Raw genomic sequence first — 18,591 nt, 5'->3', positions numbered from 1 at the left:
CATTGTTGGACAACGGCGTCCGGTCGTCCCTGCCGGTGGTGCGCAGGCACTGGCGACAGGGGGAGCGATCGCGACGCCGTCTTTTTCCCCACCCCTGGGCGCCGCCATCGCGGGCGCGGCGGGCCAACCGCGCAGGGCAGCCACCGTGGCGTGCATGCCGCGCTGAATCCCGTGGTGGGCCGAACGGTCGTTCACTTCCGGGCATTTGCGCACACAATGCAGGCTTGAACACGCCGGCCGGCATCCGCCGGAGGCGCTGTGTCACCACGAGGGCCGACCTTGGTGATTCCCTGCAAGACCGCAGCTGGCCATGCCGAACTCGCCGCGCGTGAGCGGCGCCTGTCCCAGCGGCACCGCACGCTGCTGTTCTTGGTCGATGGTCGACGCAGTCTGGCAGACGTGGTCCGCTTGGGCGAGCAAGCTGGCGTCCCGCGGGCCTACGTGGACGAGTTGCTCGCGCTGGGCCTGATCGTGATGGCCGCGCCGGTCAGCCAGGGGGCGGTCGAGGCTTCCGAGTCCGCCTGGGCACCGACGCAGCAGACCGGTCCGCATCGGTCAACGCGATCGGGCGAGGGTGACCCCATGGACTCGCTGCCCTTTGGCTGGCCCACCGACCTGTCTTCGCTGCCGCGGGTGTTCTCCTCGTCCGAGGATTCGGTCGGTTTTGGCGAGCCGGTGAGCAACACGGAACTGTCTGCGCTGGAGGGCCATGACCCGGCCTTGGCCCAGGCGCGCAGCGTGGTCCTGCAGGCCCTGCTGTCGACGGCGCCCGTGGTCGGGGCGGTCACCATGTTGCGCGTGCGGCGCTCGCGCAGCCGGGCCCAGTTGCGCGCGCTGCTGCCGGAGGTGCAGGCGCGCCTGAGCCGCCCGCGCCACTTGGCCGATGCGCGGCTGGTGATCCAGCGCGTCGAGGCGCTGCTGGCGGCCTGATGCCATGGACCGTATTTCGCCGACACTGGCGGCCCGGGCATCCCGGATCCGCTGCCGTTTTTCCCCCTCAACCCTTGTACGGTTCGCTTGCGCATGAGTTTTCTCGTCGTGGACATCGGTAACACCCGCCTGAAGTGGGGCCTGTACGACCGCTGTGAGGCGGGGGCGACGCTGCAGTCGCATGGAGCGGTCTACCTGGAACAGATCGAGTCCCTGGCCGAGCAGGCCTGGGCGGACCTGCCGGCACCGACGGCCATGCTGGGCTGTGCCGTGGCCGGGCAGGCGGTGCGCCGCCGGGCCGAGGAACAGCTCGATGTGTGGGACCTGCGGCCACGCTGGGTGGTCTCCGAGGAGCGGTCCTGCGGCGTCGTCAACGGCTACGAGCACCCTTCGCGGCTGGGTTCGGACCGCTGGGCGGCGATCATCGGCGCGCGTGGGCGTGTGCTCGACCAGGGGGCGCCGCGCCCCGCCCTGGTGGTGATGGTGGGCACTGCGGTGACGGTGGACGCGGTGTCGGCCGACGGCCGCTTCCTGGGCGGGCTCATCCTGCCCGGCTTCGGCCTGATGCTCAAGGCGCTGGAGAGTGGCACCGCCGGGTTGCATGTGCCCACGGGCGACATCAAGCGCTTCCCGACCAACACCAGCGATGCGCTGATGAGCGGCGGTACCTACGCGATCGCCGGGGCCATCGAGCGCATGCATCGCCACGTCATCGAGGAATGCGGCGCCGAGCCGGCCCTGTTCATGACCGGCGGTGCCGCGGTCAAGCTCGCGCCGATCACGCCGCTGGGCTTCGAGGTGCTGGACATGCTGATCTTCGAGGGCCTGCTGCGCATCGCCCAGGAGCGTGCCTGAGTCAGCGGGTGTCGCCGGGCTGTGGCGGCGCGGTGGCCTGCCCAGGGTCGGGCGGCATTGCGTTGCGATGCACCTCCGCGCGCAGCGTGGCCAGCTCCTGCCGCAGGTAGCCCACCTCGCGGTGCAGGTCCTGCAGGATGTCGCGCTCCAGGCGCCGCTCGGACGATTCCACCCACATCGACGAGATGGCGGCCGTCACCAGGGTCAGTACGCCCCAGCCCAGCAGCACCACGAAGACCGAGAAGATCTTGGCCGCAGGCGTGCTCGGCACGATGTCGCCATAGCCCACGGTGGCCGCGGTCACGAAGGCCAGCCACAGGCCGTCGGCCAGCGTCGGTGCGTTGGGCTCCAGCCACCAGAAGCCGCCGCCGCACAGCGCCAGCACGGTCAGCGCGAGCAGCAGCAGCACCGGCAGGCTGCCGCGCTCGAACAGGCGCTGCATCGACCAGACCATGTAGATCAGCGTCAACAGCGCTGTGGCACCGCGCACCGCGAGGGCCACGGGCGATCCGGCGCTGGGCGGCAGGGCCGCGGCCAGCAGCAGGCCGATCACCAGCGCCACCACGATCATCAGCCGCCAGGAGCTGATGGATCGGCCGTGCGCGGCCACGCGGGCGCGGCGTGCGCCCAGCCACTCGTTGCCGGCCACCACCATGGCGGCCAGCGCATAGGCCGCGGCGGCCAGGGGCGTCGGTGCGCCGTCCAGCAGTTCGACGTAGAACGCCGGGATGGTCGCCGTGAGAGCCAGCAGCACCGGCCAGCGCCCGCGCAGCACGTCCCAGTGCCGTGACACCTCGCGCAGGAGGCGCGACGGTTGCGGTCGGTGCGGCGAGGCTGAGCGGGTCATGCCGGCAGCCTAGCAGGCCGGTGGCGACATACCCCGGGTTGCATCAAGCGGGGCTGCTGTCGAGCGCGCTGCGGCGCGAGCGGACCCAGCTCTCCAGGTGGGGGGCGGTCAACGGCGGGCTGATGCCCAGGCCCTGCAGCTGCTCGCAGCCAGCCTCGGCGAGGAAGCGGCGCTGCGCGTCGGTCTCGACCCCCTCGGCCACCACGCCCAGGCCCAGGCCGCTGGCGAGCTGGATGATGGCGCGTGCGATCGCGGTCGCCTGGCGCTGGCCGGGCAGTTCGCGCACGAAGGATCGGTCGATCTTCATCTTGTCGATCGGCAGCTCCTTCAGGTGCGCCAGCGAGGAGTAGCCGGTGCCGAAGTCGTCCACCGACAGTTTCACCCCGAGTGCGCGCAGCTGCAGCAGTCGTTCGCGCACGGCGGGGACGTCGTCCATCAGCATGCGCTCGGTCAGCTCCAGTTCCAGCCAGCCAGTGGGCAGGCCCGTTTCCTTCAGCAGCCGGTCGATCGAGTCGACAAAGCCCGGCGCCTGGAACTGCAGGGTCGACAGGTTCACCGCCACCGTCAGGTCCAGGCCGTGCTGGTGCCAGTGGCGTGCACAGCGGGCCGCTTCGCGCAGCACCCAGGCGCCGATCGGCACGATCAGCCGGTGCTGCTCGGCCAGCGCGATGAACTCGTCGGGGGCGAGCAGGCCGCGCTCGGGGTGCTGCCAGCGGATCAGTGCCTCGACGCCCACCGGCATGCCGTCGCGGGTGCGCACCTGCGGCTGGAACAGCAGGGCGAACTCGCCGTGCTCGATGGCGTGGCCGAGCTGGCCTTCCAGTACCAAGTTGGCGTAGGCGGAGGTGGCCACCTGTGGCTCGAAGATCGCGTAGGTGGCACGCCCGCGCGCCTTGGCCACGTGCATCGCCGCGTCAGCGTGCTTGATCAGCACGTCGGGCGTCTCACCGTCGCGCGGATACAACGCAATGCCCAGCGAGGGCGTCACCGAGATCGGCCGGCCCTCGATGGCCAGCGGTGCGGACACGGCGGTGAGCAGCTTGTTGGCGACATGGATCACGTCGGCCGGGTCGCGCACGCCCGGTAGCAGCACCATGAACTCGTCGCCCCCGAAGCGGGCGAGGCGGTCGGTGCTGCGCACCTGCTCGCCGATGCGCCGCGCCACGGTCTTGAGCAGGGCGTCGCCGGCGGTGTGGCCCACCGAGTCGTTGACGCGCTCGAAATGGTCCAGGTCGATGAAAAGCAGGGCCAGCTGCGTGCCCGCGGCGCGTGCGGCCACCATCAGGTGCTCCAGCTGGGCCAGGAAGGCGGCGCGGTTGGGCAACCCGGTGAGGGGGTCGTGGTGGGCCAGGTAGTGCAGGCGGGCCTGGGCGGCGTGGCGGTCGCGCACATCGCGCACGATGGTCATGCGCATGTGCAGGCCCTGCTGCAGGCTGCTGCGTTCGATGAACTCCACCGGCAGGCGGCTGCCGTCGCGGTGCATCAGGGCGGTCTCGTAGGTCACGTCCTTGCCGGCGGCAGCGACGTGGGCCACGCGGCTGCGCTGCTCGGGCGCGATGAGGTCCAGCACGCGGCGGCCGAGCAACTCGTGCAGCGTCTGGCCGAGCAGCTCGCAGATGGCGGGATTGGCGTCGGCGATGCGGCCGTCGCGGTGGAAGAGGATGCCCTCCACGCTGGCCTGCATGAACTTGGCCAGGCGCTCCTCCGACTCGATCATCGCCCGCTCGGCGCTGCGGTGGCGTGTCAGGTCGCTGAGCAGCACGAACAGGCCCTGCACCCGGCCCGCGTCGTCGTGCTGGGGGGCAAAGGCCACCTCGGTCCAGACGCGGTGGCCGTCGGCCAGCTCGATCTCCTGCTCGCAGCTGCAGCGCTGGCCGCTGCGCAGCGCCTGGGCGATGAAGGGCTGCACCTGCTGGGCCAGTTCCTCGCCCAGCACCTGCGGGATGCTGCAGCCGTGGATGGCCTGCACGTCGAAGCCGAAGGCGTGGGCGTAGGGCTGGTTGGCGTAGGTGCAGCGCAGCTCGCCCGCCTCGTGGTAGCCCATCATCAGCGGGACGCGGTCGGCCAGGTCACGCAGCTGGTCGAAATGCGCTGTGGCGAGGGCCTCGCTGCGCTGCAGCTCGGTGACGTCGTGCAGCACCGCCACGCACTCGGTGCCCGCCGGCCGCCAGCGCAGGGTGAAGGCGAGCCAGCGCGGCTCGCGCCCGTTGGCCACCGTGCAGGGCAGGGGCTCGATGCTGCTGCGGCGTTCGGCCAGCGCGGCGAAGAAGGCGCCGCGGGCGGACGGGGCCAGCAGCTGCAGCCAGTCCATGCCGGGTTGGCCAGGCTCGCCGGGCAGGCCCCGCGTCAGTGCCAGGAAGGTGCGGTTGCCGCGCAGCAGGCGGCCGTCGCAGGCGAGCTGCGCCACCGCGAGTCCCAGCTCGTCCCAGCCGGGGCTGGCGTCGCGGGGCAGGCGGCTGTTGGCAGAGGAGGCTCGGGCCGGACGGGTGGTCATGAAGAGGGGGCGAGGGGCACCAGCCGGCCATGATAGGCAGCGGCCTTTGCTGCCACGTGTCTGTACCACCCCCCTGAGCGAGGGGGGGTGGGTCAGAGGATGAAGCGCGAGAGGTCCTCGTTGGCTGCCAGACTGGCCAGCCGGCTGTCGACCAGGGCCGCGTCGATGACGATGGTTTCGCCGCTGCGCCGCGGGGCGTCGAAGGAGATCTCGTCGAGCAGGCGCTCCATCACGGTGGCAAGCCGCCGAGCGCCGATGTTCTCGGTCCGTTCGTTGACCGCGTGGGCGATCTCGGCCAGGCGCCGCACCGCCTCGGGCGCGAAGGACAGCGTCAGACCCTCGGTGGCCAGCAGGGCCTGGTACTGCTTGAGCAGGCTGGCGTGGGTGCTGGTCAGGATGGCCTCGAAGTCATCGACCGACAAAGAGCCCAGCTCGACGCGGATCGGAAAGCGCCCCTGCAGCTCCGGGATCAGGTCGCTGGGCTTGGCCAGGTGAAAGGCGCCCGAGGCGATGAAGAGGATGTGGTCCGTCTTCACCATGCCGTACTTGGTGCTGACGGTGGTGCCCTCCACCAGTGGCAGCAGGTCGCGCTGCACGCCCTGGCGGGAGACGTCGGCGCCCTGGGCATCCGAGCGGCTGGCCACCTTGTCGATCTCGTCGATGAAGACAATGCCGTTCTGCTCGGCGTTGTGCAGCGCGCGGGTTTTGATCTCATCCTCATTGACCAGCCGTTGGGCCTCTTCGTCGATGAGCAGCTTGCGCGCCTCGGCGATGGTCATCTTGCGCGTCTTGCGCTTGCCCTGGCCCAGCTGGGAGAACATGCCGCGCAGCTGCTCGGCCATCTCCTCCATGCCCGCCGGGCCCATGACCTCCAGCGTGGGCTTGGCCTCGGCGACCTCGATCTCGATCTCCTTGTCGTCCAGCGTGCCCTCGCGCAGGCGCTTGCGCATCACCTGGCGGGCGGCGCCCTCGCCAGCGCTTCCCGCGCCGCCGCTGCCGGAGCTGCTGCCGTCGGCAAAGCCGAACTCGCTGCGTGGGCGCGGCACCAGAGCGTCGAGGACACGGTCCTCGGCGGCATCCTCGGCACGGGTGCGCATCAGGACGACCTGGCGTTCGCGCTCCTGCTTGACGGCGCTGTCGACCAGGTCGCGGATGATGGTGTCCACGTCCTTGCCGACATAGCCCACCTCGGTGAACTTGGTCGCCTCGACCTTGATGAAGGGTGCGTCGGCCAGCCGCGCCAGGCGGCGGGCGATCTCGGTCTTGCCCACGCCGGTGGGGCCGATCATCAGGATGTTCTTCGGCGTGATCTCGTGGCGCAGCTTCTCATCGACCTGCTGGCGCCGCCAGCGATTGCGCAGCGCAATCGCCACGGCGCGCTTGGCATCCTTCTGGCCGACGATGTGGCGGTCGAGTTCGGAGACGATCTCCTGGGGCGTCATGGAACTCATGCTCAATCCAGCGTTTCGATGGTGTGGGACTGGTTGGTGTAGATGCACAGGTCGCCGGCGATCTCCAGTGAGCGCTTGACCACCTCGGCCGGTGCCATCTCGGTGTGCAGCAGCAGGGCCCGCGCCGCGGCCTGGGCGTAGGCGCCGCCGGAGCCGATCGCGACGATGCCCTGCTCGGGTTCCAGCACGTCGCCGTTGCCGGTGATGATCAGCGAGGCGCTGCGGTCGGCCACGGCCAGCATGGCCTCCAGCCGGCGCAGCACGCGGTCGGTGCGCCAGTCGCGCGTCAGCTCCACCGCCGCGCGCACCAGGTGGCCCTGGTGCTTCTCCAGCTTGGACTCGAAGCGCTCGAACAGCGTGAAGGCGTCGGCCGTCGCACCGGCAAAGCCGGCCAGCACCTGGTCACGGTACAGGCGCCGTACCTTGCGCGCGGTGGACTTGACGACGATGTTGCCCAGCGTGACCTGGCCGTCGCCGCCGATCGCCACCCGGTCGCCGCGCCGCACGCTGACGATGGTGGTGCCGTGAAAGGATTCCATGGAGCTTGGATCTGGGGATGGAAGGGGCCATCACAAGCACCGTGAAACGTGACGGTGCCCGGACTTGAAGACTTGATTGCGCGGGAAGGGGCGGCGGCGCAGCGGGCGGTCGCCCTCGTTGCGCCCGCCGCGGGTCAGACGTTGCGCACGGTGACGCGGGCGTGCTCGTTGATGCCCATGGCGCCGCAGAACAGCGCGACCAACCGGTGGGCGTCGATGAAGCTCACCGAGCGGTTCTCGCCGCGCCGCAGCAGCACCCAGTTCAGCAGGTCACCGGCGGCGATGAAGTCGACGCGGATCAGCCGGCCGCAGGACACGTTGATCAGGCTGGCCGAGCCGATCTGGGCTTCGAGTTCCTTCAGCAGCGCGCTGATGTCACCCACCAGCTGGCCGTTGAGTTCGACGTTGGCCACCGCCGGCGAGCCCTCGTCGAGCGGCTCGGACTCCATGAAGCCGGTCGAGACGTCGGCCGTGTGGGTCGGGTGCGCAATCGTCACGCCGGAGGTGCTGGCCATGTTCAGGGCACAGCGTGCCGGGGCCCACGATGGCGGCGACACCTCGTAGGTCATGCAGTAGTCGATCGCGGTCTGGTCGAACTCCGGGGCCCGGTTCGCCAGGCGCAGGGCCTCCAGGCGCAGCATCCAGTAGGCGGGGTCGGCATCGCGCATGCCCGCCGGGGCGGCATCTGCAAGGATCTGGAAGAAGCGCTCGCCGCCGATCCAGTGCATCTCCACCGGCTGGTCGGCCCACTCGTGCAGCAGCCGGGTCAGCGCGGTGCAGGCCTGGGCGTCGATGCGGCGCACCTGGCGCCAGTCCAGCACCCAGGGCAGCGGCAGCTGCAGCAGTTGCGAGCGCAGCTGCGCGATGCCGTCGGCGTCGAGCCGTTCCGGCGCGACCCAGCCGACGGTGGCGTCGATCTGCGGGGTGGTCCGGGGCGCCTTGCTGCGCGGGCGGTCCTGGGCGGCCTGCTCGGCGACCATGCGCGGCAGCGAGTACCACTGGGGAGCGGACCAGCCGAAGCGTTGGAGGTAGTCCATCGCCAGCGTCTCGAACTTCTGCTGCTGGCCCGTGGCGCGGTAGAGGTCGAACAGCGCCAGCCAGGTTTCCGAATGGTGGGAGCGCAGCCCGCCGGGGTGCACCAAGTCCTGCAGCACGCGCTCGCACTGGTCGAAGTCGGCGTTGGCGAAGGCGATCACCGCCTCGTCGAGCTCGGCGTCGTGGGCCAGCTCGTTGACCTCGAAGGCGAAGGCGTTGGATGGATCCTCGCTGCTGCCATGCAGCGGCGACATCGCGGAGACGCCCTTGCCCATCATGTCGGAGGGCGTACCCGAGCGGGTCTGCGCGGCCGGGGGCGGCGAGGCCAGCATCGCCGGCTCCAGCTGCATCGGCGTAGTGGGCTTGAAGGCGTCGGTCAGCACCGGCGAGGTGGCCATCACCTGCGGTGCGGTGGTAGCGGAGAAGAAGGAGTCCGACAGCGAGGGGGTCACCGAGCGCATCACCGCCGCACCGCGACGCGCCGGCATCGAGGCCGACTCGCCCACCATCTGCCGCTCGATCGCGTCGATCTTGTCCTTGACGCCGTTGTCTGCCCGGGCGCCGCCATCGTTGATGCGGACCTCGGAGTCATCCAGGTGCGACAGGCCTTCGAGCCCGGCCAGACCGTCGCCGGTCAGCCCCTCGCGGCGGATCTTGCGCAGCATGTCGAATTCGCGCTTGCGCACGAAGTCGTTGCGCCGCTTGCGCTCGATCATCGCCTTGATCTCGGAGCGCGCGGCGTCGTCCTCGTGCTGCTCCGAGCTCGGGTTGTTCAGGTCCGCCCAGTCGGTGGTGGGGTTGAGCGCAAAGCGCACCACCTTGCGAAAGAAGCCGCTCTTGGGTGGATCCTTGGATTCAGACATGGTGTGGAGCGGTGCCGGAGGCCACGGGTGTAACGACCGGCTGCGGCTCAGTCCCCGAAGAGTTTTTGCTTGAGTTCGCGGCGCTGCTGCGCTTCGAGTGACAGTGTAGCGGTGGGGCGGGCCAGCAGACGGCGCAAACCGATGGGCTCACCTGTTTCATCGCAGTAACCATAGTCACCGGAATCGATGCGGGAGATGGCCTGCGAGATCTTCTTGAGCAGCTTGCGTTCGCGGTCTCGGGTGCGCAGCTCCAGCGCGTGCTCTTCCTCGATGGTGGCGCGGTCGGCCGGATCGGGGACGATGGAGGTGTCTTCGCGCAGGTGCTCGGTCGTCTCGCCGGCGTTGGACAGCAGGTCGTCCTTCTGCTTCATCAGGCAGGTGCGGAAGAATTCGAGCTGCTTGTCGTTCATGTACTCGCTGTCGGGCATGGACAGCAGTTCACTCTCGGTCAGCTCGCTGCCGGACTTGGTCTTCCAGGCATTGGCGAGCTTCGGGTCGGCCGTGGGCAGCGAGCGGGGGGTGGCGGTCTGTGGCATGGGGCGACTCGATTGGCTGACTTCAGTAGGGACGCGCTCGGAGCTGGACCATCGCGCTGCCGCAAGGAGCCTCGCCGCCGTGGCGGGCGGGCCTGGGTATTGTTATGGACCTGGATTGCCCTGCGGCCGGCTTGGGCCGGTTTGGGCGCGCGGATTGTAGCCATGTCACGCCGGTGGCGTGGGGGGGTGATCCCGGGTCAAAGCGAGGCCGTGTCGGCCTTCACGCCAGGCAGTGGTCCAGACCTTGCTGGAAGACCTCGCGCGGCAGGTCGATGCCGATGAAGACCATGCGGCTCTGGCGGAGTTCGTCCTTGTTCCACTGAGGGCCCAGGTCGCTGCCCATGAGTTGGTGCACACCCTGGAAGATCACCTTGCGCTCCGTTCCCTGCATGTACAGCACACCCTTGTAGCGCAGCATGCGCGGGCCGTAGATCTGCACCACCGAGCCGAGGAAGTCCTCCAGCTTGGCCGGGTTGAAGGGCCGCTCGGCACGGAAGACGAAGGACTTCACGTCATCGTCGTGGTGGTGGTGATGCGGGTGGTTGCAGGGTTCTCCCGGCCCGTGATCGTGGTGGTCATGGCCGTGATCGTGGTCATCGGCATGGTCATGACCATGGTTGTGCCCGTGGTCGTCGGCGGCGGCCAGGAAGTCCGGGTCGATTTCCAGCTTGGCATTGAGGTTGAAGCCGCGCAGGTCGAACACCTGGGCGATCGGCACCTCGCCGAAGTGCACACGCTGCTGGGGCGCGCGCGGGTTCATGTGCTTGAGGCGGTGCGACAGCGCCTCGACGGCGGCCTCGTCGACCAGGTCGGTCTTGCTCAGGAAGATCTGGTCCGCAAAGCCCACCTGGCGGCGCGCCTCCTGGCGGTCGTCGAGCTGCTGCTCGGCGTGCTTGGCGTCCACCAGGGTCAGGATGGAGTCGAGCAGGAAGGCCTCGGCCACCTCGTCGTCCATGAAGAAGGTCTGCGCCACCGGGCCGGGGTCGGCCAGGCCGGTGGTCTCGATGACGACGCGCTCGAAATCCAGCTCGCCCTTGCGGCGGCGCAGCGCCAGGTCGGCCAGCGTCTGGCGCAGGTCCTCGCGGATGGTGCAGCAGATGCAGCCGTTGCTCATCTGGATGATCTGCTCCTTCGTCTCGGAGACCAGGATGTCGGTGTCGATGTTCTCTTCGCCGAACTCGTTCTCGATCACGGCGATCTTCTGGCCGTGCGCCTCGCTGAGCACGCGCTTGAGCAGGGTCGTCTTGCCGGAGCCGAGGAAGCCGGTGAGGATGGTGGCGGGAATCAGGCCAGTGGACATGGAAACTCTCTGGGGTCTCTGGGGGAGGGCGGCCCCGCCTGCCTGCCAAAAGGGGGCGGCGGGCGGCGGACAGCCTGCATTGGACCACTCCCTGGCGCCGGTTGCAGGGCGGGCGTGAGCGCAGGGGCGGCGGGTGCCAATCCGTCATCGGCATCAGTTATTCTTGTTGCATCTTCACTTTGGCACGTCCTGTGTCCGAACCTCCTCAATCCACTGCCCGCCACCTGCGTGAGGGCGCACGTGCCCACGCGGGGGATCGTCGCAGCCTGCTGGAGCGGGTGCGCGAGTTCCTGTCACCCGGACCGGACTCCACCGACGAGCTGATCGAGACCCTGGCCGACGCCGAGGAGCGCGAGCTGATCGATCCCGAGTCGCGCTCGATGCTCGAAGGCGTGATCCGCATGGCCGACCTCACCGCCGGCGATGCGATGGTGGCAGCGCCCCGCATGGACCTGCTGGACATTGCGGCGCCCTATGACGAGCTGCTGGCGCTGGTCATCGAGACCGGGCACTCGCGCTTTCCGGTCTACGAGGGCGACCACGAGAACCTGATCGGCATCCTGCTCGCCAAGGACCTGCTCAAGCTGCAGCGCGCCCCCGAGCTGAACCTGCGCACCCTGCTGCGCCCGGCGGTGTTCGTGCCCGAGTCCAAGGGCTTGAATGAGCTGCTGCGTGACTTCCGCTCCAACCGCAATCACCTCGCGATCGTCATCGACGAGTTCGGCCGCTGTGCCGGCCTGATCACGATCGAGGACGTGCTGGAGGAGATCGTCGGCGAGATCGAGGACGAGTTCGACGACAAGGACGGCGAGACCGGCATCTACACCCTGGCCGATGGCAGCCAGCGGGTGGCCGGCGATGTGGCCATCGAGGCGGTCAACGCCGCCTTTGGCGTGGATCTGCCGCCCGACGAGTTCGAGACCATCGGCGGCCTGATCGCCGACCACCTCGGCCGGGTGCCGCGGCGCGGCGAGACGGTATCGGTGGGCGGGCTGTCGTTCAGCGTGATGCTCACGCGCGGCGGCGCGGTGCGCTGGTTCCGGGTCCAGCGGGTTCCTGCGCCGGCCCCGTCGGTCGCGGTGGGCTGAAGTGGCCTTGTTCCCGCGGGGCGGTGGCTCACCGCTGGTCGGCTTTGGCCTGTCTCGTGGCGCTGCGTTCGCGCTGGCCGTGCTGGGCGGCGCGCTGCAGGCGCTGTCGCTGGCGCCGCTGCCGTTGGGTGGCCTGCAAGTCGTGGCGCTGGCGCTGCTGGTCGCGGTGCTCCCGGGCGCCAGCGTGCGGCGCGGCGCGGCGCTCGGCCTGGCCTTCGGGTTTGCCTGGATGCTGGGCACCTTCTTCTGGCTGTTCGTCAGCATGCACCGCTACGGGCACCTGCCGGCGGCGCTGGCGGGGGTGGCCGTGGCAGCGCTTGCGGCGGCGATGGCGCTGTATCCGGCCGCCGGTGCGGCGGCGTTTGCCGCCTGGGCGCCCGCCTCTCGCTGGCGTGCCGTGGTGCTGTGGGCGCTGCTGTGGCTGGCCGGCGAACTGGCCCGGGCGCAGTGGTTGACCGGCTTCCCCTGGGGGGCGGCCGGCTATGCGCAGGTCGATTCGCTGCTGGCCGTCCTCGCGCCCTGGCTGGGCGTCTACGGCATGGGCGCGGCGGCGGCGGCGCTCGCGGCCTGGTCGGCGTTGCAGGCCCTGGAGGCGCGCGGTGCGCGGCGGCTCTGGGCGCTCGCCCCCGCGCTGGCGCTGACGCTGCTGCCCGCCTGGCGCGGGCCGGACTTCACCATGCCCACCACCCGCCTGAGCGTCACGCTGCTGCAGGGCAATGTGCCGCAGGACGAGAAGTTCGACTACACCCGCCTGCCCGCGACCCTGGCCTGGCACGCGCGGGCGCTGACCGCCGCGCGCAGCGACCTGGTGGTGGCGCCGGAGACGGCCATCCCGCTGCTGCCGGAGCAGTTGCCGCAGGGGTTCTGGGACCGGTTGACCGCTCACTTCGCTGCCGGCCGCAGCCATGCGCTGGTCGGCATGCCGCTGGGGGACCTGGGGGCGGGCTACACCAACTCGGTGGTCGGCCTGGCCCCCGCGGTCGGCAACCGGCCTGGCGAGTACCGTTACGACAAGCACCACCTGGTGCCCTTCGGCGAGTTCATCCCGCCGGGCTTCCGCTGGTTCGTCGATGCAATGCGCATCCCGCTGGGCGACTTCTCCCGCGGGCCGCGGGCAGCGCCATCTTTTCCGGTGAATGGGGAGTGGGTGGCGCCGAACATCTGCTACGAGGATCTGTTCGGCGAGGAACTGGCTGCGCGCTGGAACGGCGAGCACCCGGCGCCCACGCTGCTGGCCAACGTCAGCAACATCGGCTGGTTCGGCGAGACGGTGGCGGTGGACCAGCATCTGCACATCTCGCGGCTGCGCAGCCTGGAGCTGCAGCGGCCGATGCTGCGGGCCACCAATACGGGGGCCACGGCAGTGATCGACCACCGCGGGCAGGTCACCCATCGGCTGGCGCCGTACCAGCGCGGCGTGCTGGAAGGCGACGTCACCGGCCGCAGCGGCACCACGCCCTTTGCCTGGTGGGCATCCCGCCTGCGGCTGTGGCCGTTGTGGGTCCTGGCGCTGGCCGGGATCGCCTGGCTGGCGGGGCCCGCCATGCGCCGGCGCCGGGGCCGGTCGTCAGATCAGCGGTGAGAGCACCCGCGCCGCAAGCCGTTGCACCAGTTCGGAGGGCGTCGCGCGGGCCTCGTCGAGGCAACGCCGGGCGTAGGCCGAGTCGCTCAGCAGGCGCTGGATGTCGATGCGCCCGACGTAGGCACTCATCACCCACTTGAGGTCGGTCAGTGCGAGCAGGTCGGGTGGCTGGCGCAGCCCGGCGTCGGGGATGCGGTAGGGAAACGGAGGGTCGACGCAGGCCATGAACGGCTCCCGGGGGCGACTGTCGCCATTGAAGGGGGCCATCGTGATGCAGGGGCCGGCCGATGCAAGCGCCGAATTGACGGGTGCTTCCGGCGCATCCGGGGCCAGGGCAGGCCGCGGTGCGACCCCGAGGTGGTCGTGATCAAGGAACATGGCGACGCAAGCAAGCTCTCCGATCCCCCGCAGCCTGCACCGCACCACGGTATCTTTTTGATCCTGATGGCTGAATCATGGTCGTGTAGAGTCAGCCAGCCCGCCCGCGCTGTCAGGCACCTGGGCGATACATCCTCGCTGCCTTCACACTCCCCAACAGGATTTCGTCATGTTCCGTTTGGCTTCTGTCACGATGCTGACACTGGCGCTTGCCGCCTGCTCCAACCCCCCGAAGGTCGAGGCGCCGGCCACTGCCCCTGCGTCGTCGACCACGGCGGCCACTGCCCCTGCCGCGCCGGGCACGCCCGCGGCCCCCCAGGCGGCGCCAGAGTCCAGGGTGGCGGCGGTGGACCTGGGTGCAGCCAAGCCCGGCGCCAGCACGGCGGCCGCCCACCTCGACCCGGCCAGCCCGATCTCGCGCCAGCGCAGCATCTACTTCGACTTCGACCAGTTCGTGATCCGCGCCGAGGACCGCCCCGTGGTCGAGGCGCACGGCAAGTACCTGGCCTCGGCACGCACGCTGAAGGTGTCGATCGAGGGCAACGCCGATGAGCGGGGCAGCCGCGAGTACAACCTCGCCCTGGGCCAGAAGCGCGCCCAGGCCGTGGTGCAATCGCTCAAGCTGCTGGGCGCCAACGACGAGCAGCTCGAAGCCGTCAGCTACGGCGAGGAGCGCCCGAAGGCCACCGGCCACGACGAGGCCGCCTGGGCCGAGAACCGCCGCGCCGACATCCGCTACAAGTGATCGCCTGATGGCTTGATCGCCGCGCCGGGTCGACCCACCCAGCGGCCCCGCCCGTTTCCAGCAGGCGCCAGCGGCCGGCCCATAATGCCGCGCCGCTCCTCATCCTTCCCATGGCCCTGCTCACCCTCCAAGATGCCTGCCTGGCTTTCGGGCACGTTCCGCTGCTCGACCACACGGCGATGTCGCTGGAGCCCGGGGAGCGGCTCGGCCTGATCGGCCGCAACGGCACGGGCAAGTCCTCGCTGCTGAAGATCCTGGCCGGGCTGGAGCGCCTGGACGACGGCATGCTGCAGCTGCAGCAGGGCCTGCGCCGCCACTACGTGCCGCAGGAACCGGCCTTCCGCCCAGGGGTGAGCGTGTTCGAGGCGGTGTCCGACGCCCTGGCCGAGGTGCGCGACCTGCGCCAGCGCTACGAGGCGCATGCCCCCGGGGAGGACCTGGACGCACTGCAAAGCCGCATCGAGGCGCTGGACGGCTGGACCTGGGAGCAGCGCGTCGACCAGACGCTCGACCGGCTCGGCCTGCGTGCCGACGCGAAGGTGGACGACCTCTCCGGCGGCCAGCGCAAGCGCGTCGCACTGGCCCAGGCGCTGGCCGCCTCGCCCGAGGTGCTGCTGCTCGACGAGCCGACCAACCACCTCGACCTCGACGCCATCCTCTGGCTGCAGGAGCTGCTCAAGAGCTTCCGTGGCGCGCTGGTGGTGATCACGCACGACCGCGCCTTCCTCGACGCCGTGGCCACCCGCATCCTGGAGCTGGACCGCGGCCTGCTGCGCAGCTACCCGGGCAGCTTTGCCGCCTACGAGGCCGCCAAGGAGCGCGAGCTGCACGCCGAGGCGCTGGCCAACGCCCGGGCCGACAAGCTGCTGGCGCAGGAGGAGGTCTGGATCCGCAAGGGGGTCGAGGCGCGGCGCACCCGCAGCGTCGGCCGCGTGGGCCGGCTGCAGCAGCTGCGCGCCCAGCGGGCGGCGCGCCGCGACGTGGTCGGCCGTGCCAAGCTGGAGGTCGATGCCGGCGTGCCCAGCGGCAAGATCGTCGCGGTGCTGGAGAGCGTGTCGAAGTCCTTCGGAGCACGCCCGATCGTGCGCGACTTGAATGTGACGATCCTGCGTGGCGACAAGGTCGGCCTGATCGGTGCCAACGGCGCCGGCAAGACCACGCTGCTGCGCCTGATCCTGGGCGAACTGGCGCCCGATGCCGGCACGGTGCGCCGCGGCACGCAGATCCAGGTGGCCTACTTCGACCAGATGCGCGAGGCGCTCGACCCCGAGGCGACGCTGGCCGACACCATCAGCCCCGGCAGCGAGTGGGTCGAGATCGGCGGGGTGCGCAAGCACATCATGGGCTATCTGGGCGACTTCCTCTTCTCACCCGCCCGGGCCAACTCGCCGGTGAGCAGCCTCTCCGGCGGTGAGCGCAACCGCCTGCTGCTGGCACGGCTGTTCGCCAAGCCCGCCAACGTGCTGGTGCTCGACGAACCGACCAACGACTTGGACATCGACACGCTGGAGCTGCTGGAGGACCTGCTGCAGTCCTACCCGGGCACGGTGTTCGTGGTCAGCCACGACCGGCGCTTCCTGGACGCGGTGGTCACCTCCACCCTGGTCGCCGAGGGCGAGGGCCGCTGGCGCGAGTACGAGGGCAGCGTCGAGGACTGGCTGCAGCAGTCGCAACGTGCGGCGGCCCTGGCGCAACAACAGCAGCAGGCCGTGGCTGTCCCCAAGCCGGCGCCGGCCCAGGCGCCTGCGGCCGTGCCGGTCGACGCCGCACCGGCCGTGCGCCGCAAGCTCAGCTACAAGGAGCAGCGCGAGCTGGACGAGCTGCCGGCGCGCATCGACGCGCTGGAGACCGAGCAGCGGACCCTGGCCGAGGCGATGGCCGGCACCGACCTCTACACCCGCACGCCCGAGCGCATCGCCGAGGTGCATGCCCGCCATGCGCAGATCGAGGAGGCGCTGCTGGAGCTGCTCGACCGCTGGGAGTCGCTGTCCAGCCGCTGAACCGTCGCTGAGCCGGCACTGAAGGCGGTGCCGGCCCGCTCAGCGGGCCTCGTCCAGCAGCTTCTTCAGGTCGGCGGCCAGCTCGGCTGGCGGGGTGGCGTGGCGCACGTACAGCCTGATTCGGCCCTGGGTGTCGTAGACGTAGGAAGCGGCGGTGTGGTCCACCGTATAGCTGCTCTCGGTCTTGCCCGGCACCTTGCGGTAGAAGACCTTGAACTCCTTGGCCGCTGCAGCCACTTCATCTGCCGTGCCCCACAGGCCCAGCCAGTTCGGGTTGAAGCTGCCGACGTAGGACTTCAGCAGCTCGGGCCGGTCGCGCTCCGGGTCGACGGAGACGAACACGCCAACCAGCTTGTCGCCATCGGCGCCGAGCAGCCGCTGGGCCTCGGCCAGGTTGGTCAGCGTGGTGGGGCAGACGTCCGGGCACTGCGTGTAGCCAAAGAACACCACCGCCAGCTTGCCCTTGAGCTCGCCCAGGCTGCGGCGCCGGCCGTCGGGGTCGCGCAGGTTCAGTTCGCGTGCATAGGTGGCGCCGCTGATGTCCAGCGACTTGAAGGGGCTGGCCTTCGGCGCGCCGAGGCGGTCGCAGCCGGGCAGCAGCGCCGCGCCCGCCAGCAGGCCGGTGATCAGCCACAGACGGCGGAACCTGTCGGCCGTGGGCGCAGCGGTGACAACGGGAGCGAGGAGGGCGTCTTGCAGGGGAAGGGTCACGGCCGGATCTCGGGCAGGAATCGAAACGTGCCACCCGTCAGGGCCGCACGCTCACCGGGACGCGAGCATACCCCCGCGGTCATCCCCCGCCAGTCCCGGGCGAGCGACGGGCGTGACCACGCTCAAGGCCGCCAGCGCGCCCATCAGCAACGCCGCACCGGCCGTGTGCGCCAGCGCTGCCGCCAGCGGCCAGTCGAACAGCACGTTGGACACACCGCTGGCCACCTGCCAGGCCACCAGGCCGGCAAGCAGCCCGCCGGCCCGCGGGAGGCCGTGCCGCCACAGGCGCCAGGCGAGCGTGCCGACCGCGGCAACCACCACCAGCGCGCCCAGCCGGTGCACGACATGGATGGCAGTCAGCGCGGCAAAGGGCAGGAAGCCACCCTCCGCCGTCTGACCGAGTTCGCGCTGCCATTGGAAGCCGGTGGTCAGGTCCATCGCCGGCCACCATTGGCCCTGGCAGGTCGGGAAGTCCTGGCAGGCCAGCACCGCATAGTTGGTGCTCACCCAGCCGCCCAGTGTCACTTGCATGATCACCAGCGCCAGCACGGCGCGCACGGACCAGCGCCCGCGCGCCGACAAGGCCGGGGTGTGGGGCGCATCCCGGGTCTGGCGCCGGGCCAGCACGGCCAGCAGCGCCAGCAGGCCCAGCCCGCCGAGCAGGTGGCCGGTCACGATGGCCGGGTAGAGCTTCATCGTCACGGTGAGCGCGCCGAAGGCGCCCTGCGCGATGACCCAGAGGAAGATCAGCGCGGTCCAGGCCGGCCAGACCTGCCCGTGCGTGTCCGGGCAGACTCCGGTATCGTTGTTGCGTGCCCGCAACGCCAGCCGGGCATGCCAGAGCATCATCGCGGTGATCAGCGCCCCCACCGAGGTTGCCAGGTAACGGTGCAGCATCTCCACCCAGGCCTTGCCGTGGGTGACTGGCCCGCTTGGCAGGGCCTGCTGGGCCGCGCTGATGGGGGCGTTGGCTCCCAGCGGACTGGCCTGACCGTAGCAGCCCGGCCAGTCCGGGCAGCCGAGGCCGGAATCCGACAGGCGGGTGAAGGCGCCGAAGACGATCAGGTCGAAGGTCAGGAACAGCGTCAGCCAGGTCAGCGCCCGCAGGCGTGAGTGGACGCTGCGGTGCGAGCGGCGCTGCCGCCAGGCCATCAGGCCCGCAAAGGAGGCCGCCACCGAAGCGCCGATCGCCGCCAGCTGGGCGGCCGGACCCCAGTCGACCCCGCTCAGGACCACG

16 protein-coding genes are annotated in these 18,591 nt (G+C 70.4%); 6 read left to right on the top strand and 10 right to left on the bottom strand.

Annotation, left to right across the window (positions count from 1 at the left end):
• Nucleotides 1–279: 279 nt before the first annotated feature.
• Both NGK70_RS24945 and NGK70_RS24940 read left to right on the top strand, forming a co-directional pair.
• Nucleotides 280–930: a hypothetical protein gene (locus tag NGK70_RS24945; RefSeq protein WP_251971126.1), complete on the top strand. Its 651-nt coding sequence runs from the start codon at nt 280–282 to the stop codon at nt 928–930.
• 93 nt (nt 931–1,023) lie between these two features.
• Nucleotides 1,024–1,785, top strand: coding sequence for a type III pantothenate kinase (locus tag NGK70_RS24940; protein WP_251971125.1), 762 nt, complete (start codon nt 1,024–1,026; stop codon nt 1,783–1,785).
• Between the two features lies 1 nt (nt 1,786).
• Here the strand turns inward: NGK70_RS24940 and NGK70_RS24935 are convergent, their stop codons facing one another.
• The 7 genes from NGK70_RS24935 to NGK70_RS24905 all read right to left on the bottom strand — a co-directional run bounded on the left by NGK70_RS24935 (nt 1,787) and on the right by NGK70_RS24905 (nt 10,850).
• Complete coding sequence (locus NGK70_RS24935; protein WP_251971124.1) at nt 1,787–2,632, bottom strand: potassium channel family protein; 846 nt, start codon at nt 2,630–2,632, stop codon at nt 1,787–1,789.
• A 43-nt stretch (nt 2,633–2,675) separates the two neighbouring features.
• Nucleotides 2,676–5,126: an EAL domain-containing protein gene (locus NGK70_RS24930; protein WP_251971123.1), complete on the bottom strand. Its 2,451-nt coding sequence runs from the start codon at nt 5,124–5,126 to the stop codon at nt 2,676–2,678.
• Between the two features lie 92 nt (nt 5,127–5,218).
• Nucleotides 5,219–6,577: an ATP-dependent protease ATPase subunit HslU gene (gene hslU / locus NGK70_RS24925; protein WP_251971122.1), complete on the bottom strand. Its 1,359-nt coding sequence runs from the start codon at nt 6,575–6,577 to the stop codon at nt 5,219–5,221.
• A gap of 2 nt (nt 6,578–6,579) precedes the next feature.
• Complete coding sequence (hslV, locus tag NGK70_RS24920) at nt 6,580–7,116, bottom strand: ATP-dependent protease subunit HslV (RefSeq protein ID WP_251971121.1); 537 nt, start codon at nt 7,114–7,116, stop codon at nt 6,580–6,582.
• Nucleotides 7,117–7,250: 134 nt separating this feature from the next.
• On the bottom strand, nt 7,251–9,014 hold the full coding sequence (locus NGK70_RS24915) for an STAS domain-containing protein (RefSeq protein ID WP_251971120.1): 1,764 nt from the start codon (nt 9,012–9,014) through the stop codon (nt 7,251–7,253).
• Between the two features lie 47 nt (nt 9,015–9,061).
• Nucleotides 9,062–9,550, bottom strand: coding sequence for an RNA polymerase-binding protein DksA (dksA, locus tag NGK70_RS24910; protein WP_251971119.1), 489 nt, complete (start codon nt 9,548–9,550; stop codon nt 9,062–9,064).
• A gap of 220 nt (nt 9,551–9,770) precedes the next feature.
• On the bottom strand, nt 9,771–10,850 hold the full coding sequence (locus NGK70_RS24905) for a CobW family GTP-binding protein (protein ID WP_251971118.1): 1,080 nt from the start codon (nt 10,848–10,850) through the stop codon (nt 9,771–9,773).
• A 191-nt stretch (nt 10,851–11,041) separates the two neighbouring features.
• On the opposite strand from NGK70_RS24905, the gene NGK70_RS24900 reads away from it, so the two are divergent.
• Both NGK70_RS24900 and lnt read left to right on the top strand, forming a co-directional pair.
• Nucleotides 11,042–11,938: a CorC family transporter gene (locus NGK70_RS24900; RefSeq protein ID WP_428985555.1), complete on the top strand. Its 897-nt coding sequence runs from the start codon at nt 11,042–11,044 to the stop codon at nt 11,936–11,938.
• Nucleotide 11,939: 1 nt separating this feature from the next.
• Nucleotides 11,940–13,520 carry an apolipoprotein N-acyltransferase gene (lnt, locus tag NGK70_RS24895; protein WP_310742563.1) on the top strand — a complete coding sequence of 527 codons (1,581 nt, stop codon included), beginning with the start codon at nt 11,940–11,942 and terminating at the stop codon, nt 13,518–13,520.
• On the opposite strand, the gene NGK70_RS24890 is transcribed toward lnt, so the two are convergent.
• Nucleotides 13,506–13,745 (bottom strand): hypothetical protein, encoded by a 240-nt coding sequence (locus tag NGK70_RS24890; protein ID WP_251971117.1) that lies wholly within the window; start codon nt 13,743–13,745, stop codon nt 13,506–13,508. The genes lnt and NGK70_RS24890 overlap by 15 nt on opposite strands.
• A gap of 322 nt (nt 13,746–14,067) precedes the next feature.
• On the opposite strand from NGK70_RS24890, the gene pal reads away from it, so the two are divergent.
• Together pal and NGK70_RS24875 are read left to right on the top strand one after the other, a co-directional pair.
• Complete coding sequence (gene pal, locus NGK70_RS24885) at nt 14,068–14,643, top strand: peptidoglycan-associated lipoprotein Pal (protein ID WP_251971116.1); 576 nt, start codon at nt 14,068–14,070, stop codon at nt 14,641–14,643.
• 110 nt (nt 14,644–14,753) lie between these two features.
• Complete coding sequence (locus NGK70_RS24875; RefSeq protein WP_346433170.1) at nt 14,754–16,643, top strand: ATP-binding cassette domain-containing protein; 1,890 nt, start codon at nt 14,754–14,756, stop codon at nt 16,641–16,643.
• A 39-nt stretch (nt 16,644–16,682) separates the two neighbouring features.
• Here NGK70_RS24875 and NGK70_RS24870 read toward each other — a convergent pair whose 3' ends face one another.
• Both NGK70_RS24870 and NGK70_RS24865 read right to left on the bottom strand, forming a co-directional pair.
• On the bottom strand, nt 16,683–17,258 hold the full coding sequence (locus NGK70_RS24870; RefSeq protein WP_428985627.1) for an SCO family protein: 576 nt from the start codon (nt 17,256–17,258) through the stop codon (nt 16,683–16,685).
• Nucleotides 17,259–17,405: 147 nt separating this feature from the next.
• Entirely contained in the window at nt 17,406–18,590 is a 1,185-nt protein-coding gene (locus tag NGK70_RS24865; protein WP_251971115.1) for a COX15/CtaA family protein, read from the bottom strand.
• Nucleotide 18,591: the final 1 nt, after the last annotated feature.

The sequence above is a fragment of the Sphaerotilus microaerophilus genome, from assembly GCF_023734135.1.
Taxonomy (GTDB): domain Bacteria; phylum Pseudomonadota; class Gammaproteobacteria; order Burkholderiales; family Burkholderiaceae_C; genus Sphaerotilus; species Sphaerotilus microaerophilus.
This window is presented reverse-complemented; position numbering and strand designations above follow the sequence as displayed.